This window comes from Pseudomonas sp. CFBP 13602, assembly GCF_014842725.1.
In the GTDB taxonomy this organism is placed as follows: Bacteria; Pseudomonadota; Gammaproteobacteria; order Pseudomonadales; family Pseudomonadaceae; genus Aquipseudomonas; species Aquipseudomonas baltica.
In genome coordinates, this window is the sequence record NZ_JACYVT010000008.1 from 205,351 (window position 1) to 220,767 (window position 15,417).

The following is a 15,417-nucleotide window of genomic DNA, read 5'->3' on the forward strand; positions in this document are numbered from 1 at the left end:
TCGATTTCCTTGAATACTGGGTAGTAACGGGAGTTCAGTGGTTTCAGCCTTCGACGACGGCGAGGATCTCGCTCTCGCTCATCACCAGCAGGTCTTCACCGTCGACCTTGACGGTGTTGCTGCCCGAGTAAGGGCCGAATACCACCTTGTCACCCACTTTGACGGCCAGCGCACGAACTTCGCCGCTCTCCAGGATCTTGCCGGTGCCCACTGCGACGATTTCGCCACGGTTGGGTTTTTCAGCGGCCGAACCTGGCAGAACGATACCGCCAGCGGTTTTGGACTCTTCTTCGCTGCGACGGATAACGACGCGGTCATGCAGAGGACGAAGCTTCATTGTCGATCTCTCCTAATTATGGTTTTCATCGGCCGGTGTGTACCGGCGGTGTGGATCTTCCGGCGTAACCGGTCGCGTCTTGCACCGCAAGACGCGGGAACATGTGTGGCGCAATCGCCACAAACCTTGCGGTGACCCATACATGAGGTCGGCGCGAGCGATTACAAGGGCCGGGCTGAAAAAATTTGCAGGCGAAGCTGCAAAAGAAACGGCGCCCGAGGGCGCCGTTGACACGTTGCAGCAGGTGTTCAGCGGTCCGGACGCGACGTGTCGCGACCGACCACTTCGCCTTCGATCACCTCGCCTTCGATGACGTGAGCTCGGTAGGCCTGGGCCGGGCCACCCGGGGGCGGCATGTCGTCGGCGAACGCGCGCTGGCGCATGGCTTGCGCCTGGGCACGCTCGCGTACCTTGCGGATCAGGAAGTGCCGGGTGAATGGCAGCAGGCACAGCACAGCCAGCAGATCGCTGATGAAGCCGGGCACGATCAGCAGTACGCCGCCGACGGCGGTGACCAGACCATTGAACATCTGCTCGGCAGGCAGCTCGCCGCGCTGCAGGCTGGCTCGGGTACGCAGGACGGTGGCCAGACCGGCGACGCGCATGACCAGCACACCCAATGCCGAACCGGCGATGATGAGCAGCAGCGCGGGAAAGAACCCGATCGCCGTGCTCACCTTGAAGAAGACGTACAGTTCCAGCACGGGGAACAACAGGAACAGCAATAGAAAAGCGCGCATCAAATGGTTTCCTCTACGGAAGAATGCCTTCCAGTAGACCCTAGATGACGTCAATAAATCGTTAATTCAAGGTAGCGACCCATCAGTCGCTTAGGCCAGTCCCGCGAAACCCGCGCCAGCCGGGCCTCGCGAACTTGTGTCGGCGTATTGCAATGTTACCAGGCGACACCGAAACCGGCGGTGTAGCGGGTACTGTCCAGGTCCGCACCACTGGTGCCGCTGACCAGGTCCTTCTCGGCCTTGAGGTTCAACGACGCCCATTCGGTAACCTTGTAGCGCAGGCCCATTTCGGCATCCAGGCTGTAGTCGGCGACGTTGCCGATCGGCTTGCCGAGTTCGCCGCGGGTGAAGAACTCGACCGTCTTGCCGATCAGGTAGCGGTTGTAGTCCCACTTCATGGCCAGCGAATAGAAGTTGTCCTTGTCGCCGTCGGCATACTGGTAGTCGGTGCGGTTGATCAAGCCACCGAGGGAGAACGCACCCAGTTCGTCGTCCCAAAACTGGTAGCCCGGGCCGGTACCCACGGTGCGCTGACGCTCCAGGTCCTCGATCTTGTCACGCTTGTAATCAACCCGGCCCTGCCAGAACCACTGATCGGTGAGGAAGCGGTCAAGGGAGTATTCGAGATCGAAATTGTCGGTCGTGACGATGCTGTCCTGGGACTCGCGGTTGTACTCGCCAGAGCCGATATGACGCCACTTGCCGTGCCTGGCGGTAGTCTTGAAGGCGACGTTGTAGTCGTCGGTATCGGTTTCGGCACGCTTGTAGTCCAGGCCCAGGTCGACGTTGCCCTTGATCTGCAGATCGGTGACCACCGGCTTGGGCTTGATGATCTGCTGGATGCTGGCCAACTCGACGGTCTTCGGTGCATCACCGTTCTGCAGGATGACTTTGCCGTCTTCGGCGGCCTTGAACGACTTGGTTTTCTCGCCGATGTAGTCATCCTGCTTGACCAGCAGTTCCTGGTCGCTTTCCATGGTCTTGATCTGTTTCCAGTCCAGAGGAATCGAACCACCGTATTCAGTCTTCACCATCAGCTTGCCACCGTCGAACACGGTAATCTTGCCGGAGATACGGTCGCCGTTCTTCAACCAGACTGTATCGGCAAACGTCACGGAAGAGGTGGAAGCCAGGGCAAGGCACAGCAGGGTTCTAGGCAACATAAGCGGATTCTGGGTGCTCTGAAGTGTAGGAAATGCGGCATTATTCGGTAGGACAAGATCCGAGCAAGGACAGACCCCGAGATGACAGACGAGTTCAATTCTCAACTGCAAAATACTCCGGATCAGGCTGCGGCCGTTCGCCGCACTGCGCTGTACACCGTGCTGGCTCAGGTACCGGAGGGCAAAGTGGTGACCTATGGACAGTTGGCCGAACTGGCCATGCTTGGGCGGGCGGCCCGCTGGGTCGGACGTACCCTGAGCCAACTGCCGGACGGTACCCGCCTGCCCTGGCACCGTGTGGTTGCCGCCGGCGGGCGGCTGAGCCTGGCGGCAGGCACGTGCAGCGGGGCCGAACAACGCGCACGCCTGCGTGGCGAAGGCGTGCTGATCATGAAGAATCGCGTGGATATGGCACGCCATGGCTGGCGTCCGGAGCAGGCATGCGGTTAGAGTGCGCGCTTTGTTTCGCAAACTGAGGCAGATTCCAGCCCATGCCCCGTAAAACCTGGCGCGCCGCGCTCGCCGCTTATGCCAGCCCTTCCACCGTTGTGCTTCTGCTGCTCGGTTTCGCTGCCGGCCTGCCGTACATGCTGGTGTTTTCAACCCTGTCGGTGTGGTTGCGTGAAGCGGGCGTCGCCCGTGAAACCATCGGTTACGCCAGCCTGATCGGTCTGGCCTATGCCTTCAAATGGGTATGGTCACCGCTGCTCGACCAGTGGCGGCTGCCACTGCTCGGCAAGCTGGGCCGGCGCCGTTCCTGGCTGGTTCTGGCCCAGGCTCTGGTGATCCTCGGCCTGGTGGGCATGAGTTTCTGCGACCCGCAGAAGCATCTGTCGTGGTTGATCGCGATTGCCGTGGTGGTCGCGTTCGCCTCGGCCACCCAGGACATCGCGGTAGACGCCTACCGCCTGGAAATCGCCGAAGACCAGCGCCAGGCCGCCCTCGCCGCCAGCTACATGGCCGGCTACCGCGTGGCCGCGTTGCTGGCCACCGCCGGTGCGCTGTACTTCGCCGAAGGTTTCGGTTCAACCGGCTTCGCCTATCTGCACCAGGCCTGGGCCAACACGTACCTGCTGTTCGGTGTGCTGATGGTACCGGCACTGATCACTACCCTGATCATGCGCGAACCCCCGGTAGCCCTGCGTACGCAATTGTCCGCAGCGCGCTACGGCTTCAGCCACCAACTGATGTCGGTGTTCGTGCTGATCGTGTTGCTGGTGTCGGTGCCGGCGATGTTCACCCAGTTGTACAACACCGATTTTGCCAGCGTGCTGTTCGGCAGCCAGAGCCTGATCGACCTGCTACTCGAGGACCGGGCATTCCTGCGTGCGCTGCTCTACATAATCCTGACTGCGGTGTGCCTGTCTTCGGTCGGTCGCCGCGGGTTGGCTCCCGTGCTCACACCGATCAACGATTTCATCCTGCGCTACCGCTGGCAGGCATTGCTGCTGCTGGGCCTGATCGCGACCTACCGGATGTCCGATACGGTGATGGGTGTCATGGCCAACGTCTTCTACATCGACCAAGGCTTCACCAAGGACCAGATCGCCAGCGTCAGCAAGATCTTCGGCCTGATCATGACCCTGCTCGGCGCCGGCTTCGGCGGCCTGCTGATCGTGCGCTTCGGCATCCTGCCCATTCTGTTCATCGGTGGCATCACGTCGGCGGGGACCAACCTGCTGTTCCTGATGCTGGCCGACATGGGGCCGAATCTGCAGATGCTGGTGCTGACCATCTCGCTGGACAACTTCAGCTCCGGGCTCGCCACTTCGGCCTTCGTCGCCTACCTGTCGAGCCTGACCAACCTCAAGTTCTCGGCGACCCAATACGCCCTGCTGAGCTCGATCATGCTCCTCCTGCCGCGCCTGATCGGGGGCTACTCAGGGGTCATGGTCGAGAAGTTCGGCTACCACAATTTCTTCCTCATCACCGCCCTGCTCGGTGTGCCGACCCTGCTGCTGATCGCCCTGCACTGGAAGCAGGAGAATGCCCGCATCGCGCGCGACGGGCCTGACGAAGAACCCTCCTGACAAAAAAAAGCCCCGGCCATGATGACCGGGGCTTTTTCGTGAAGCGTTGCGAACCTACTTGGCTTCTCCTTCCTGCATCACCCGAATCACACGCTGCGGAAACGGAATGTCGATGCCTTCGGCACGCAGGCGATCGCGAATCTCGCCGTTGAGCATATTGGTCACGCCGCCGAAGTCGCCAGTGTTCACCCAGATCCGCAGGGACACGGTGATCGAGCTGTCGCCCAGGGCCGCCACGACGGCCTCGGGTGCCGGGGTCTGCAACACGCGTGGGTCCTTGGCCAGGTCCAGCAGGATCTCGCGAGCTTTCTGCAGGTCGGCATCGTAGTCCACACCGATGTCGAAGGTGATCTTGCGCGTGGGCTGACGGTTGGTGTTGGTGATGATGCCGTTAGACAGGTTGCCGTTGGGCAGGATCACCGTGCGGTTATCGCCGGTGCGCAACACGGTATGGAAGATCTGGATGGAGTCGACCGTACCGCTCACACCCTGCGCTTCGATCCAGTCGCCGATGCGAAAGGGACGGAACAGCAGGATCAGCACGCCGCCGGCGAAGTTCGCCAGGCTGCCTTGCAGGGCCAGGCCGATGGCCAGGGTCGCACCACCGATGGCGGCAACGAACGAGGTCGTCTCGATACCGATCATCGAGGCCACGCTGACCATCAAGAGGATCTTCAGGATGATATTGGCGATCGTGCCGATGAAGTTCTGCAGCGCCAGATCGATGTGACGCAGGGCCAGCAGTTTCTGCAGGTTGGCGGTGACTCGGTTGATCAACCACCAACCCACGCACAGCACCACCAAGGCGAGGATCACCTTGCTGCCGTACTGCATGACCATCGGAATCCAGGCCTGCGAGGCCTGGACCAGATGATTGACTTCCGCGTTCAAATCCATGGGGTTCTCCTACCGCCTTCGTTCAAGCTTCGTTCAAGCTTCGTTCAAGAAAAGCGTGCGGTAACCGGCAAAGACCAGCTCGGGCGTACCGGCGCCACGATCTGAAAGGCCACGGCAAGCCCGGCGCCAGAGGCTCCGGCCGCACTGATGCTCCGACGCCGGTCGCCTGGCAAGGTTCAGCCCGGCCCGCCGTTCTTCATCAATCGCGAAAGTTGTTGAACTGCAGCGGCATGCCGAATTCCTTCGCGCGCAGGGCAGCGATTGCCTCCTGCAAGTCATCGCGTTTCTTGCCGGTGATGCGCACCTGCTCACCCTGGATGGCAGCCTGCACCTTGAGCTTGGCGTCCTTGACGTGAGCGACGATCTTCTTCGCCAGTTCCTTCTCGATACCTTCGCGCAGGATCGCTTCCTGCTTCATTTCCTTACCCGAGGCGTAGGCTTCCTTGACCTCGAGGCATTGCACGTCGATCTTGCGCTTGACCAGTGCCAGCTTGAGAATCTCGATCATGGCTTCCAGCTGGTACTCGGCTTCGGCGGTCAGGGTGACCGTCAGCTCCTTGAATGCGAAACTGCCTTTTCCCTTGAGATCGTAACGGCGATCCAGCTCCTTGATGGCGTTGTCGACCGCGTTGGTGACTTCGTGCTTGTCCAACTCGGACACTACGTCGAACGAGGGCATGTGTTTCCTCCAGAATTGATCGGCGGCTCGTTGAAAGAAGGAGCACGCCTGGCTTGACGATTGAAATGCCCGCTCATTATAAGGGAGCCGGCATCGTGAAATGCCACCCCACCGCTTGAATTCAGGCATGGGTCATCACTTTCCACACGAGCCTGATATGCGCAACCTCCCCCCAAGCAATGCGGCCGCCGACGAACCAGCGCTGGTCGTCGCAGAACCGCCGGCAGCCCGATCCTGGCATGTGTTGGGCGCAGGCAGCCTGGGTACGTTGTGGGCGTGCCGCCTGGCCCGCGCGGGCTTGCAGGTGCAACTGTTATTGCGCAATGCCGCGCGCCTGCAGGCCTACCGCGCAGCCGGTGGCTTGCGCTTGATCGAAAGCGGCGAGGCCAGCGTTCACTGCCTGCCGGCCACCGACGTGGCCGCCGAGGGCGCGATCACCCGCCTGTTGCTGACCTGCAAGGCCTACGATGCGCAAGCGGCCATTGCCAGTGTCGCCCCGCGGCTGGCACCCGGTGCCGAAGTGATCCTTCTGCAGAATGGCATGGGCAGTCAGCAGGCGGTGGCCGAAATGCTGCCGCAGGCGCGCTGTATCTATGCCTCGACCACCGAAGGCGCCTACCGTGCCGCCGATTTCCAGGCGGTTTTCGCCGGGCAGGGCTTTACCTGGCTGGGCGATGCCGACCCGGCCTGCCCCACCCACCCTGCAGCCTTGCTGGCCGACCTGGAGCGTGCCGGCATCGCTCATCACTGGACACCCAGTATCCATTCGCGCCTGTGGCGCAAGCTGGCGCTCAACTGCGCGATCAACCCGCTGACCGTGCTGTACGGCTGTCGCAATGGCGCGTTGGCGGACCATCACGACGAAGTGGCCATTCTTTGCGCCGAGCTGGCACAGCTGCTGGGCGCGTGCGGGCAGGTGGACGCGGCCCAGGGGCTGCACGAGGAAGTACGACGGGTTATCCAGGCGACCGCTGCCAATTACTCTTCGATGTACCAGGACGTCGACCAGGGTCGGCGCACCGAAATCGACTATCTGCTGGGCTACGCCTGCAAAGCCGCGCTGGAGCGGCACTGCGAGGTGCCACATCTGCAAGCGCTGCAGGCGCGGCTGGTGCGGGCCTTGAACAAGACCTGAGACCGCAGCGCGCTCTTCGCGGCCACTGGCCGCTCCTACGGAGGGACGCACGATCTCCGTAGGAGCGGTCCGTGGCCGCGAAACAGCCGCGCGGTGAATCAGGCATACCGCAGCGCGCTCTTCGCGGCCACTGGCCGCTCCTACGGCGGGACGCACGATCTGCGTAGGAGCGGTCATCGGCCGCGAAACAGGCGCCGCGGTGTATCAGGCGAACTGCGGGATTTGCAAAACAGGTTTGCTACACTGGCGCTCTGCCCTGCCGTGGAAGCGACCCGCCAATGCCCTTGCGCCAGAGACTCGAAAACCTGCCGGTTGGCCAGAAACTGCTGGCTGCCCTGCTGGTGCTGTTGACCACGGTCCTGCTGGTCGCCAACCTGACGTTCATCAGTGCCGCCTACTGGATTTCCCAGGAAAGCATGGCGCCCCAGGCCTTGCAGACCATCGGCCGACTGCTGGCCAACCCTGGCCTTGCGCAGCGGGCGGTACGCTCGCCACAGGACGCCGAAGCGCTGCTCGAAGAGCTCAACAGCTATTCCCCGTTGCGCGCCGCCGCCATCTACGACGCCCAGGGCGAGCGCCTGGCCCAGTTGCAGCACGGCGACCGGCTGAAGATGCCGGCCCGCTTCGCCAGCATCGAAGCCTGGCGCTCCACCGAATTCCGCAGCACCCAGTTAGTGCCTCTGCCCAGTGCCGGCCATCTGCTGCTGGTGGCCAGCAGCGAACTGCCCGTGGCGTTCTACACCGGCACCCTGACTGCCAGCCTGGGCATCCTGGTGTTCAGCGTGCTGTTGTGGATGATCATCGCCCGGCAGATCAAGCGCTTGATCACCCAACCCATCTATCGCCTCGAAGAGCTGTCGCGCCAGGTCACCCGCGAAGAAAACTACGCCTTGCGCGCCGGCCGCGGCAACCACGACGAGATCGGCAGCCTGGCGGAAGCGTTCAACACCATGCTTTCACGCATCGAGGCCCGCGAACAGCAACTCAAGCGTGCCCGCGACGAGTCCCAGGCCGCCTACGACCAAGCCCAGGGGCTGGCCGAAGAAGCTCGCCACACCAACCGCAAGCTCGAACTCGAAGTCCAGGTGCGCAGCAAGATCGAGAAGAAACTCACCGGCTTTCAGAACTACCTCAACAGCATCATCGACTCCATGCCTTCGGCACTCATTGCCCTCGACGAGCAGCTGTACGTCACCCAGTGGAATCAGGAAGCCAGCGCACTTTCCGGAACTCCGCTGGACGAGGCGCTCAATCAACCGATCTTTCTTGCATTCGCCCCGCTCAAACCGTTCCTGCCGCAGCTCAAGACCACGGTCGAACAGCACACGGTGGCCAAGATCGAGCGGGTCACGTGGGTCAAGGACGACACCCCACACCATTACGCGCTGACCTTCTATCCGCTGATGGGCGGTGCCGGCCGCGGCGTGGTGATTCGCATCGACGACATCACCCAGCGCCTGTCCCTGGAAGAGATGATGGTGCAGTCGGAAAAGATGCTCTCGGTGGGGGGGCTGGCCGCCGGCATGGCCCACGAAATCAACAACCCCCTGGGCGCGATCCTGCACAACGTGCAGAACGTCAGGCGCCGCCTTTCGGCCGACCTGCCGAAGAACCTCGAACAGGCCAGCGATGCGGGTGTCGATCTGGCAGCAGTGAACGCCTACCTGCAAGGGCGCGAAATCCCGCAGCTGCTCGACGGCATTCAGCAGGCCGGTGCACGGGCGGCCAAGATCGTCACCCACATGCTCAGCTTCAGCCGCCGCAGCACGCGGGAAATGGCGCCGTGCGACCTGCCCGCCCTGATCGACCAGGCGGTGGAGATCGCCGGCAACGACTTCGATCTGGCGATCGGTTTCGACTTCAAGGGACAAAACATCGTGCGCCAGTTCGACCCGGCGCTTGGCCCGGTACCGGGCACGGCCAACGAGCTGGAGCAAGTGCTGCTCAACCTGCTGAAAAACGCGGCGCAGGCCATTCACCAGCGCAACGACGAGCACGAGCCGGGTCGCATCATCCTGCGCACCCGGCTGAGCCCGCCGTGGGCGGAAATCCAGGTCGAGGACAACGGCGTGGGCATGCCCGAAAGCGTGCGCAAGCGTACGTTCGAGCCCTTCTTCACCACCAAGGAGATTGGCCAGGGCACCGGCCTGGGCCTGTCGGTGTCCTACTTCATCATCACCAACAACCACAAGGGCCAGATGGAAGTGCAATCCAGCCCTGGCCAGGGCACCTGCTTCACCCTGCGCCTGCCGTTGGCCGGCAATCCGCTGCCCCTCACCACCACGGAGACATGAGCATGGGCTTTCGCCTGACGAAGATTTACACGCGTACCGGCGACCAGGGCGAAACCGGGCTTGGCGATGGACGTCGGGTGCCCAAGGACCATCCGCGAGTCGAGGCTATTGGCGAAGTGGACACCTTGAACAGCCAGTTGGGCGTGCTGCTGGCGGGATTGACGGAAGATCCGCGCTTGAACGAGGTGTACGAGGTGCTTGCGCCCTGCCAGCATCGGCTGTTCGATCTGGGTGGTGAGTTGGCCATGCCCGCGTACCAGGCACTCGATGCTGGCGAAGTGCAGCGCCTGGAAACGGCCATCGATACCTGGAACGACGAAGTCGGCGCGTTGGAGAATTTCATCCTGCCAGGCGGTTCGATGCTGATCGCCCAGGCCCATGTCTGTCGCAGCCTGGCACGCAGTGCCGAGCGTCGCTGTCAGCAGCTCAATGCCGTGGAGCCTTTGTCAGCGGTGAGCCTGGCGTACATCAATCGGCTTTCGGACCTGCTGTTCGTGGCGGCGCGGATCATCGCTCGACGCCAGGCTATTGCCGAGATTCTTTGGCAGCCTGCCAAGCCGTGAGAGGGCGCAGGCCGCAGGTTGCCAGTACCGCGTCAGGCAATGGATCTTGAGGGACCGCTGACGCGGCTTGCGCCGCTGCTACAGGGGCCAAGGGCGGCTACAGGGTTGGCCAGAACGCGCGGATGCCTGCAACGCCCTGCGCGCCAATTTCCCAGGCCTTCGGCTGATCCTGCGGACCGAGCCCGCCCAGCAGAAACACCGGCTGGTTGAAGCCCTCGATCAAACCACGCGCCCGATCCCACCCTATCGGCTGGGCATCGGGATGAGTAAGGGTCGGTTGCACCGGCGACAGCGTGACGAAATCCACACCCATCTGCCGCGCCAGCGCCAGCTCCTCGGCGTCGTGACAAGAGGCCGCCAGCCAACGCTCCTGAGGAAACGGCCGGCCCTTGCTGGCGTACTTGCGCAACTGCGCCGACGTCAGGTGCCAACCGGCCGAAGGGAAATCACCCAGCCATTCCAGCGGCCCCTTGAGCATCAACTGGGCCTTGCCGGCGCACAACCCCACTGCGTCCACCGCCAGGTCGCGGTACTGCGGATCGTAGCCATTGGGTGCACGCAGTTGCAGCAGCTTGATGCCACCGGCAATCGCCTTCTGCATCCCGCGCAACAAGGTCGGGTTATCGAGCCCATCCGGAGTGATGAGATATTCACCGGGCAGGCTCGCTGCCGCGACGATGGGACGATTGGCTGCCGGAAACTCGTAGCCCGGCAACTCGCGGGCCTTGACCCACGCCACGGGTTGACCTTCGACGCCGTGCGGCTGGCCAGTGAACTCGGTCACTTCCCAGACATCCAGCAGCACCTGCTTGTCGGTATAGTCGTGATGCACCTTGATCAATTGCCGCGCCTGGCCGACCTCGATCCCCAGTTCTTCGCGCAGCTCCCGCGCCAGCGCCGTCTGCACCGTCTCGCCGGCCTCGACCTTGCCGCCGGGAAACTCCCATAAACCGCCCTGGTGCTGGGCATCGGCACGGCGGGCAATCAAGATACGGTTATCTGCGCCACGGATCACCGCGGCGGCTACATGCACTCGTTTCACGCATTCTCCAGGCCGCACTGAGCTACCAACGCCCAGGTGCACCATGGAGCACACCCGGGCCTGACCGTCAGGTACGGTATTCGGCGTTGATCTTCACATATTCATGGGACAGGTCGGTGGTCCAGATGGTCTCGCTGCAATCGCCGCGGCCCAGCTCGATACGAATGCCGATTTCTGCCTGCGCCATCACCGCCGAACCCTGCTCCTCGGTATAGGTGGCCGCACGCGCGCCACGACTGGCGATGCACACCTCGCCCAGGAACACATCGATCTTGCTGACATCCAGTTCCGGCACGCCTGCACGGCCGACGGCCGCCAGGATGCGCCCCCAGTTCGGATCGGAGGCGAACAAGGCGGTTTTGATCAGCGGCGAGTGAGCCACGGTGTAGGCCACATCCAGGCATTCCTGGTGGTTGCTGCCGCCGTTGACCTGGACGGTGACGAACTTGGTTGCCCCTTCACCGTCGCGCACGATGGCCTGGGCCACTTCCATGCACACTTCGAAGACCGCCTGCTTCAGCGCCGCGAACAACGGGCCGCTGGCCTCGCCGACCTCCGGCAATGCCGCCTGCCCGGTAGCCACCAGCATGCAGCAGTCGTTGGTCGACGTGTCGCCGTCGATGGTGATGCGGTTGAACGACTTGTTGGCGCCGTCGCGCAGCAGATCCTGCAGTACGTGGGGCGCGACCTTGGCGTCGGTGGCAATGTAGCCAAGCATGGTCGCCATGTTTGGCCGGATCATGCCCGCACCCTTGCTGATCCCGGTCACGGTGACCGTCACGCCGTCGTGCTGGAACTGGCGGCTGGCGCCTTTGGGCAGGGTATCGGTGGTCATGATGCCAGTGGCCGCGGCGGCCCAGTTGTCCACCGACAGGTCGTCGAGAGCGGCCTGCAGGGCCCCTTCGATCTTCTCCACGGGCAGAGGCTCGCCGATCACTCCGGTGGAAAACGGCAGCACGGCGCTGGCGTCCACCCCGGCCAATTCGGCGAGCCGCGCCGTGGTGCGCTCGGCGGCAGCCAGGCCGGGCTCACCGGTACCGGCGTTGGCATTGCCGGTGTTGGTCAGCAGGTAACGCACAGCGCCGCCCACGCGCTGCCGGGAGACGATGACCGGTGCCGCACAGAACGCATTCAGGGTGAACACGCCAGCGACGCTGGAACCCTCGGCGCAGCGCATGACCACCACGTCCTTGCGGCCGGGGCGTTTGATGCCGGCGCTGGAGATGCCCAGCTCGAAACCGGGAACCGCATGCAGCGTGGGCAGTGGACCAAGACCAACAGCCATGTGAGCACTCCTTTGAAGACTGTACGGCGTAGCGTCGACGCCGCCATTGAATGGACGAACGCCGCGATCGGATCACCGAAATCCACCGCAGGAGCGGTCAGCGGCCGCGAAACAGACGACGCGGTATACCTGCCAGACCGTGTCGTACTTTTCGCGGCCACTGACCGCTCCTACGGGGAGCCGGCGTCAGTCGCGGCGTGCTATTGCTTGAAGCAACGTGCGGCAATCAGTCGATCTTGCCGTGGCAATGCTTGAATTTCTTGCCTGAACCACACCAGCACAGCTCGTTGCGGCCCAGTTTCTGGTCATTGCGCACCGGCTCCGACACTGTGGCGGCAATCACTTCGGCGTCCTCCGCCAAGGCTTCAGGCTGATCCAGGCCTGGCGCAGGAGCGTGTTCGAACTGCATGCGCGCAGCCAGCTCCTCGGCATCGCGACGCAGGCGCGCCTCTTCCTCGACCGGATCTTCGCGGCGCACCTGAACGTGGGAAAGCACACGGATGGTGTCGCGCTTGATCGAATCCAGCAGCTCCTGGAACAGGCTGAACGACTCGCGCTTGTATTCCTGCTTCGGGTTCTTCTGGGCGTAGCCGCGCAGGTGGATACCGTGACGCAGGTGGTCCATGGTCGACAGGTGATCTTTCCACAGGTCGTCGAGCACGCGCAGCAGGATCTGCTTCTCGAAGGTGCGCAACGCATCGGCGCTGGCCTGGTCTTCCTTCTCGGTGTAGGCCGCCAGCAGCTCGGCCATGACTTTCTCGCGCAGCGTTTCTTCGTAGAGCTTGTCGTCGGCGTCCAGCCACTGCTGGATCGGCAGGCTCACACCGAAATCGGCCTGCAGCGCCGCTTCCAGACCGGCCACGTCCCACTGCTCGGGCAGCGACTGTGGCGGAATGTGCTGGGCGAACAGCTGGCCCAGCACTTCCTGGCGGAAGTCGGCAATGGTGTCACCGACGTTGTCGGACGCCAGCAGACTGTTGCGCATGTGGTAGATGACCTTGCGCTGCTCGTTGGCGACATCGTCGAATTCGAGCAATTGCTTGCGGATGTCGAAGTTGCGGCCTTCGACCTTGCGCTGGGCCTTCTCGATGGCGTTGGTCACCATGCGATGTTCGATGGCTTCACCGGACTGCATGCCCAGCGCCTTCATGAAGTTCTTCACCCGGTCGGACGCGAAGATGCGCATCAGGCTGTCTTCCAGCGACAGGTAGAAGCGGCTGGAACCGGCATCACCCTGGCGACCGGCACGGCCACGCAACTGATTGTCGATACGGCGTGATTCGTGACGCTCGGAGGCGATCACATGCAGGCCACCGGATTCGAGCACCTGCTGGTGACGCTTCTGCCAGTCGGCCTTGATCTGGGCAATCTGCTCCGGCGACGGGTCCTCGAGGGAAGCCACTTCGACCTCCCAGTTGCCGCCCAGAAGAATGTCGGTACCACGGCCAGCCATGTTGGTGGCAATGGTCAGCGCACCCGGACGACCGGCCTGCGCGATGATCTCGGCTTCCTTCTCGTGGAACTTGGCGTTGAGCACCTTGTGCTCGATGCCTTCCTGGTTGAGCAGGCGCGACATGTGCTCGGAGGTTTCGATGGTGGCAGTACCCACCAGCACCGGCCGGCCCTGGGCCATGCTTTCCTTGATGTCGGTGACGATGGCGGCGTATTTCTCGTCCGCAGTCAGGTACACCAAGTCGTTGAAGTCCTTGCGCGCGAGCGGCTTGTTCGGCGGAATGACCATCACGTTGAGCTGATAGATCTGGGCGAATTCGAACGCCTCGGTATCGGCCGTACCGGTCATGCCCGACAGTTTGTTGTACAGGCGGAAGTAGTTCTGGAACGTGGTCGAGGCGAGCGTCTGGCTCTCGGCCTGAATGTTCAGGTTTTCCTTGGCCTCGATGGCCTGGTGCAGGCCCTCGGACAGGCGACGGCCCGGCATGGTACGACCGGTGTGCTCGTCGACCAGCAGGATCTGGCCGTCCTGGACGATGTACTCGACGTTGCGGTTGAACAGCTTGTGCGCACGCAGGCCGGCATACACGTGGGTCAGCAGGCCCAGGTTGTGCGCCGAATAAAGGCTCTCGCCCTCGGCCAGCAGACCGGCGCGGGTGAGCATTTCCTCGATGTACTGGTGGCCGGCTTCGTTGAGTTCGACCTGGCGGGTCTTCTCGTCGATGCTGTAGTGGCCTTCCTTGGTGACCTGGCCTTCCACTTCCTCGATGTGCTGCTCGAGTTGCGGAATCAGGCGGTTGATTTCGGTGTACAGCTTGGAGCTGTCCTCGGCCTGACCGGAAATGATCAGCGGCGTGCGGGCTTCGTCGATGAGGATGGAGTCGACTTCGTCGATCACGGCGAAATTCAGCTCACGCTGGAATTTCTCTTCCATGCTGAACGCCATGTTGTCGCGCAGATAGTCGAAACCGAATTCGTTGTTGGTGCCGTAGGTGATGTCGGCGGCGTAGGCCAGACGCTTCTCGTCCGGCGGCGCGAACGGCGTGACCACGCCCACGGTCAGGCCCAGGTACTCGTACAGCGGACGCATCCAGTTGGCGTCGCGACGGGCCAGGTAGTCGTTGACCGTGACCACATGCACGCCCTTGCCGGACAGCGCATTGAGGTACACACCCAGGGTTGCCACCAGGGTCTTGCCTTCACCCGTACGCATTTCGGCGATCATGCCTTCGTGCAGGGTGAGGCCGCCGATCAGCTGGACATCGAAGTGCCGCATGCCCATGACGCGCTTGCCGGCTTCGCGGCACACGGCGAAGGCTTCGGGCAGCAGCTGGTCGAGGGTCTCGCCTTTTGCCAGGCGGGCCTTGAACTCTGCGGTCTTGGCGCGCAGCTGCTCGTCCGAAAGGGCCACCATCTGCTCTTCGAAGGCATTGACGGCTTGTACCGTCTTGAGCATGCGTCGTACTTCACGCTCGTTCTTGCTTCCAAAAAGTTTCTTTAACAAAGGCGCAAACATATTGGCAGGATCTTCCACACATAGGGATGGAGGGCGGCCCCGTGAGTCGCCCGTGCAGCCCTCATGGCCGCATGCGAACGAGCATTCTACCCGGAAACGATGGAGAGGAAAGTGGCGCGATGTCCACGATGCTGGCACAGCGTTGTGACGGGGCGGTTTTACAATAAGGGCTTTTTCGACAACTTCAACCCGCAGGGTGCAGATGTCATCTATTCGAACGTTCACAGGCCCGCCGGTGTACCCACGTAAAACGGTGACGACAAGGGATTCTGTTAACATGCCGA

The 15,417-nt window shown here is 62.6% G+C and carries 13 protein-coding genes; 5 read left to right on the forward strand and 8 right to left on the reverse strand.

What is annotated here, in order from left to right:
* Window positions 1-43: 43 nt before the first annotated feature.
* From IFU31_RS17915 to IFU31_RS17925, 3 genes are all read right to left on the reverse strand, one after another.
* On the reverse strand, window positions 44-337 hold the full coding sequence (locus IFU31_RS17915; protein ID WP_122479447.1) for a co-chaperone GroES: 294 nt from the start codon (window positions 335-337) through the stop codon (window positions 44-46).
* 248 nt (window positions 338-585) lie between these two features.
* A complete protein-coding gene (locus IFU31_RS17920) occupies window positions 586-1,077 on the reverse strand; it encodes an FxsA family protein (protein ID WP_122479448.1) in 492 nt (163 codons plus the stop codon).
* Window positions 1,078-1,232: 155 nt separating this feature from the next.
* Window positions 1,233-2,240, reverse strand: a complete 1,008-nt coding sequence (locus IFU31_RS17925) for a DUF481 domain-containing protein (protein WP_185794023.1) — start codon at window positions 2,238-2,240, stop codon at window positions 1,233-1,235.
* An 81-nt stretch (window positions 2,241-2,321) separates the two neighbouring features.
* On the opposite strand from IFU31_RS17925, the gene IFU31_RS17930 reads away from it, so the two are divergent.
* Both IFU31_RS17930 and IFU31_RS17935 read left to right on the forward strand, forming a co-directional pair.
* Entirely contained in the window at window positions 2,322-2,690 is a 369-nt protein-coding gene (locus tag IFU31_RS17930; RefSeq protein ID WP_122479450.1) for an MGMT family protein, read from the forward strand.
* Between the two features lie 41 nt (window positions 2,691-2,731).
* Window positions 2,732-4,270 (forward strand): AmpG family muropeptide MFS transporter, encoded by a 1,539-nt coding sequence (locus IFU31_RS17935; RefSeq protein WP_122479451.1) that lies wholly within the window; start codon window positions 2,732-2,734, stop codon window positions 4,268-4,270.
* Between the two features lie 54 nt (window positions 4,271-4,324).
* Here IFU31_RS17935 and IFU31_RS17940 read toward each other — a convergent pair whose 3' ends face one another.
* Together IFU31_RS17940 and IFU31_RS17945 are read right to left on the reverse strand one after the other, a co-directional pair.
* Window positions 4,325-5,167: a mechanosensitive ion channel family protein gene (locus tag IFU31_RS17940; RefSeq protein ID WP_122479452.1), complete on the reverse strand. Its 843-nt coding sequence runs from the start codon at window positions 5,165-5,167 to the stop codon at window positions 4,325-4,327.
* A gap of 199 nt (window positions 5,168-5,366) precedes the next feature.
* Window positions 5,367-5,846: a YajQ family cyclic di-GMP-binding protein gene (locus IFU31_RS17945; RefSeq protein ID WP_192057661.1), complete on the reverse strand. Its 480-nt coding sequence runs from the start codon at window positions 5,844-5,846 to the stop codon at window positions 5,367-5,369.
* A gap of 157 nt (window positions 5,847-6,003) precedes the next feature.
* Between IFU31_RS17945 and IFU31_RS17950 the strand changes: the two genes are divergently transcribed.
* From IFU31_RS17950 to IFU31_RS17960, 3 genes are all read left to right on the forward strand, one after another.
* On the forward strand, window positions 6,004-6,981 hold the full coding sequence (locus IFU31_RS17950) for a putative 2-dehydropantoate 2-reductase (RefSeq protein WP_192104018.1): 978 nt from the start codon (window positions 6,004-6,006) through the stop codon (window positions 6,979-6,981).
* 278 nt (window positions 6,982-7,259) lie between these two features.
* The gene (locus IFU31_RS17955) at window positions 7,260-9,275 is read left to right on the forward strand and encodes an ATP-binding protein (RefSeq protein WP_192104020.1); all 2,016 of its coding nucleotides are present in this window, start codon (window positions 7,260-7,262) and stop codon (window positions 9,273-9,275) included.
* A 2-nt stretch (window positions 9,276-9,277) separates the two neighbouring features.
* Window positions 9,278-9,838 carry a cob(I)yrinic acid a,c-diamide adenosyltransferase gene (locus IFU31_RS17960; RefSeq protein WP_192104022.1) on the forward strand — a complete coding sequence of 187 codons (561 nt, stop codon included), beginning with the start codon at window positions 9,278-9,280 and terminating at the stop codon, window positions 9,836-9,838.
* Window positions 9,839-9,935: 97 nt separating this feature from the next.
* Here the strand turns inward: IFU31_RS17960 and IFU31_RS17965 are convergent, their stop codons facing one another.
* The 3 genes from IFU31_RS17965 to secA form a co-directional block, all read right to left on the reverse strand.
* Window positions 9,936-10,880, reverse strand: coding sequence for a Nudix family hydrolase (locus IFU31_RS17965; RefSeq protein WP_192104025.1), 945 nt, complete (start codon window positions 10,878-10,880; stop codon window positions 9,936-9,938).
* Window positions 10,881-10,947: 67 nt separating this feature from the next.
* Window positions 10,948-12,165 (reverse strand): bifunctional glutamate N-acetyltransferase/amino-acid acetyltransferase ArgJ, encoded by a 1,218-nt coding sequence (gene argJ, locus IFU31_RS17970; RefSeq protein WP_185794028.1) that lies wholly within the window; start codon window positions 12,163-12,165, stop codon window positions 10,948-10,950.
* Window positions 12,166-12,391: 226 nt separating this feature from the next.
* Entirely contained in the window at window positions 12,392-15,133 is a 2,742-nt protein-coding gene (secA, locus tag IFU31_RS17975; protein WP_192104027.1) for a preprotein translocase subunit SecA, read from the reverse strand.
* Window positions 15,134-15,417 lie beyond the last annotated feature (284 nt).

Coding starts and splice junctions, on each gene's coding strand:
- IFU31_RS17915 (WP_122479447.1), bottom strand. CDS start 337: ATGAAGCTTCGTCCTCTGCATGACCGCGTCGTTATCCGTCGCAGCGAA.
- IFU31_RS17920 (WP_122479448.1), bottom strand. CDS start 1,077: ATGCGCGCTTTTCTATTGCTGTTCCTGTTGTTCCCCGTGCTGGAACTG.
- IFU31_RS17925 (WP_185794023.1), bottom strand. CDS start 2,240: ATGTTGCCTAGAACCCTGCTGTGCCTTGCCCTGGCTTCCACCTCTTCC.
- IFU31_RS17930 (WP_122479450.1), top strand. CDS start 2,322: ATGACAGACGAGTTCAATTCTCAACTGCAAAATACTCCGGATCAGGCT.
- IFU31_RS17935 (WP_122479451.1), top strand. CDS start 2,732: ATGCCCCGTAAAACCTGGCGCGCCGCGCTCGCCGCTTATGCCAGCCCT.
- IFU31_RS17940 (WP_122479452.1), bottom strand. CDS start 5,167: ATGGATTTGAACGCGGAAGTCAATCATCTGGTCCAGGCCTCGCAGGCC.
- IFU31_RS17945 (WP_192057661.1), bottom strand. CDS start 5,846: ATGCCCTCGTTCGACGTAGTGTCCGAGTTGGACAAGCACGAAGTCACC.
- IFU31_RS17950 (WP_192104018.1), top strand. CDS start 6,004: ATGCGCAACCTCCCCCCAAGCAATGCGGCCGCCGACGAACCAGCGCTG.
- IFU31_RS17955 (WP_192104020.1), top strand. CDS start 7,260: ATGCCCTTGCGCCAGAGACTCGAAAACCTGCCGGTTGGCCAGAAACTG.
- IFU31_RS17960 (WP_192104022.1), top strand. CDS start 9,278: ATGGGCTTTCGCCTGACGAAGATTTACACGCGTACCGGCGACCAGGGC.
- argJ (WP_185794028.1), bottom strand. CDS start 12,165: ATGGCTGTTGGTCTTGGTCCACTGCCCACGCTGCATGCGGTTCCCGGT.
- secA (WP_192104027.1), bottom strand. CDS start 15,133: ATGTTTGCGCCTTTGTTAAAGAAACTTTTTGGAAGCAAGAACGAGCGT.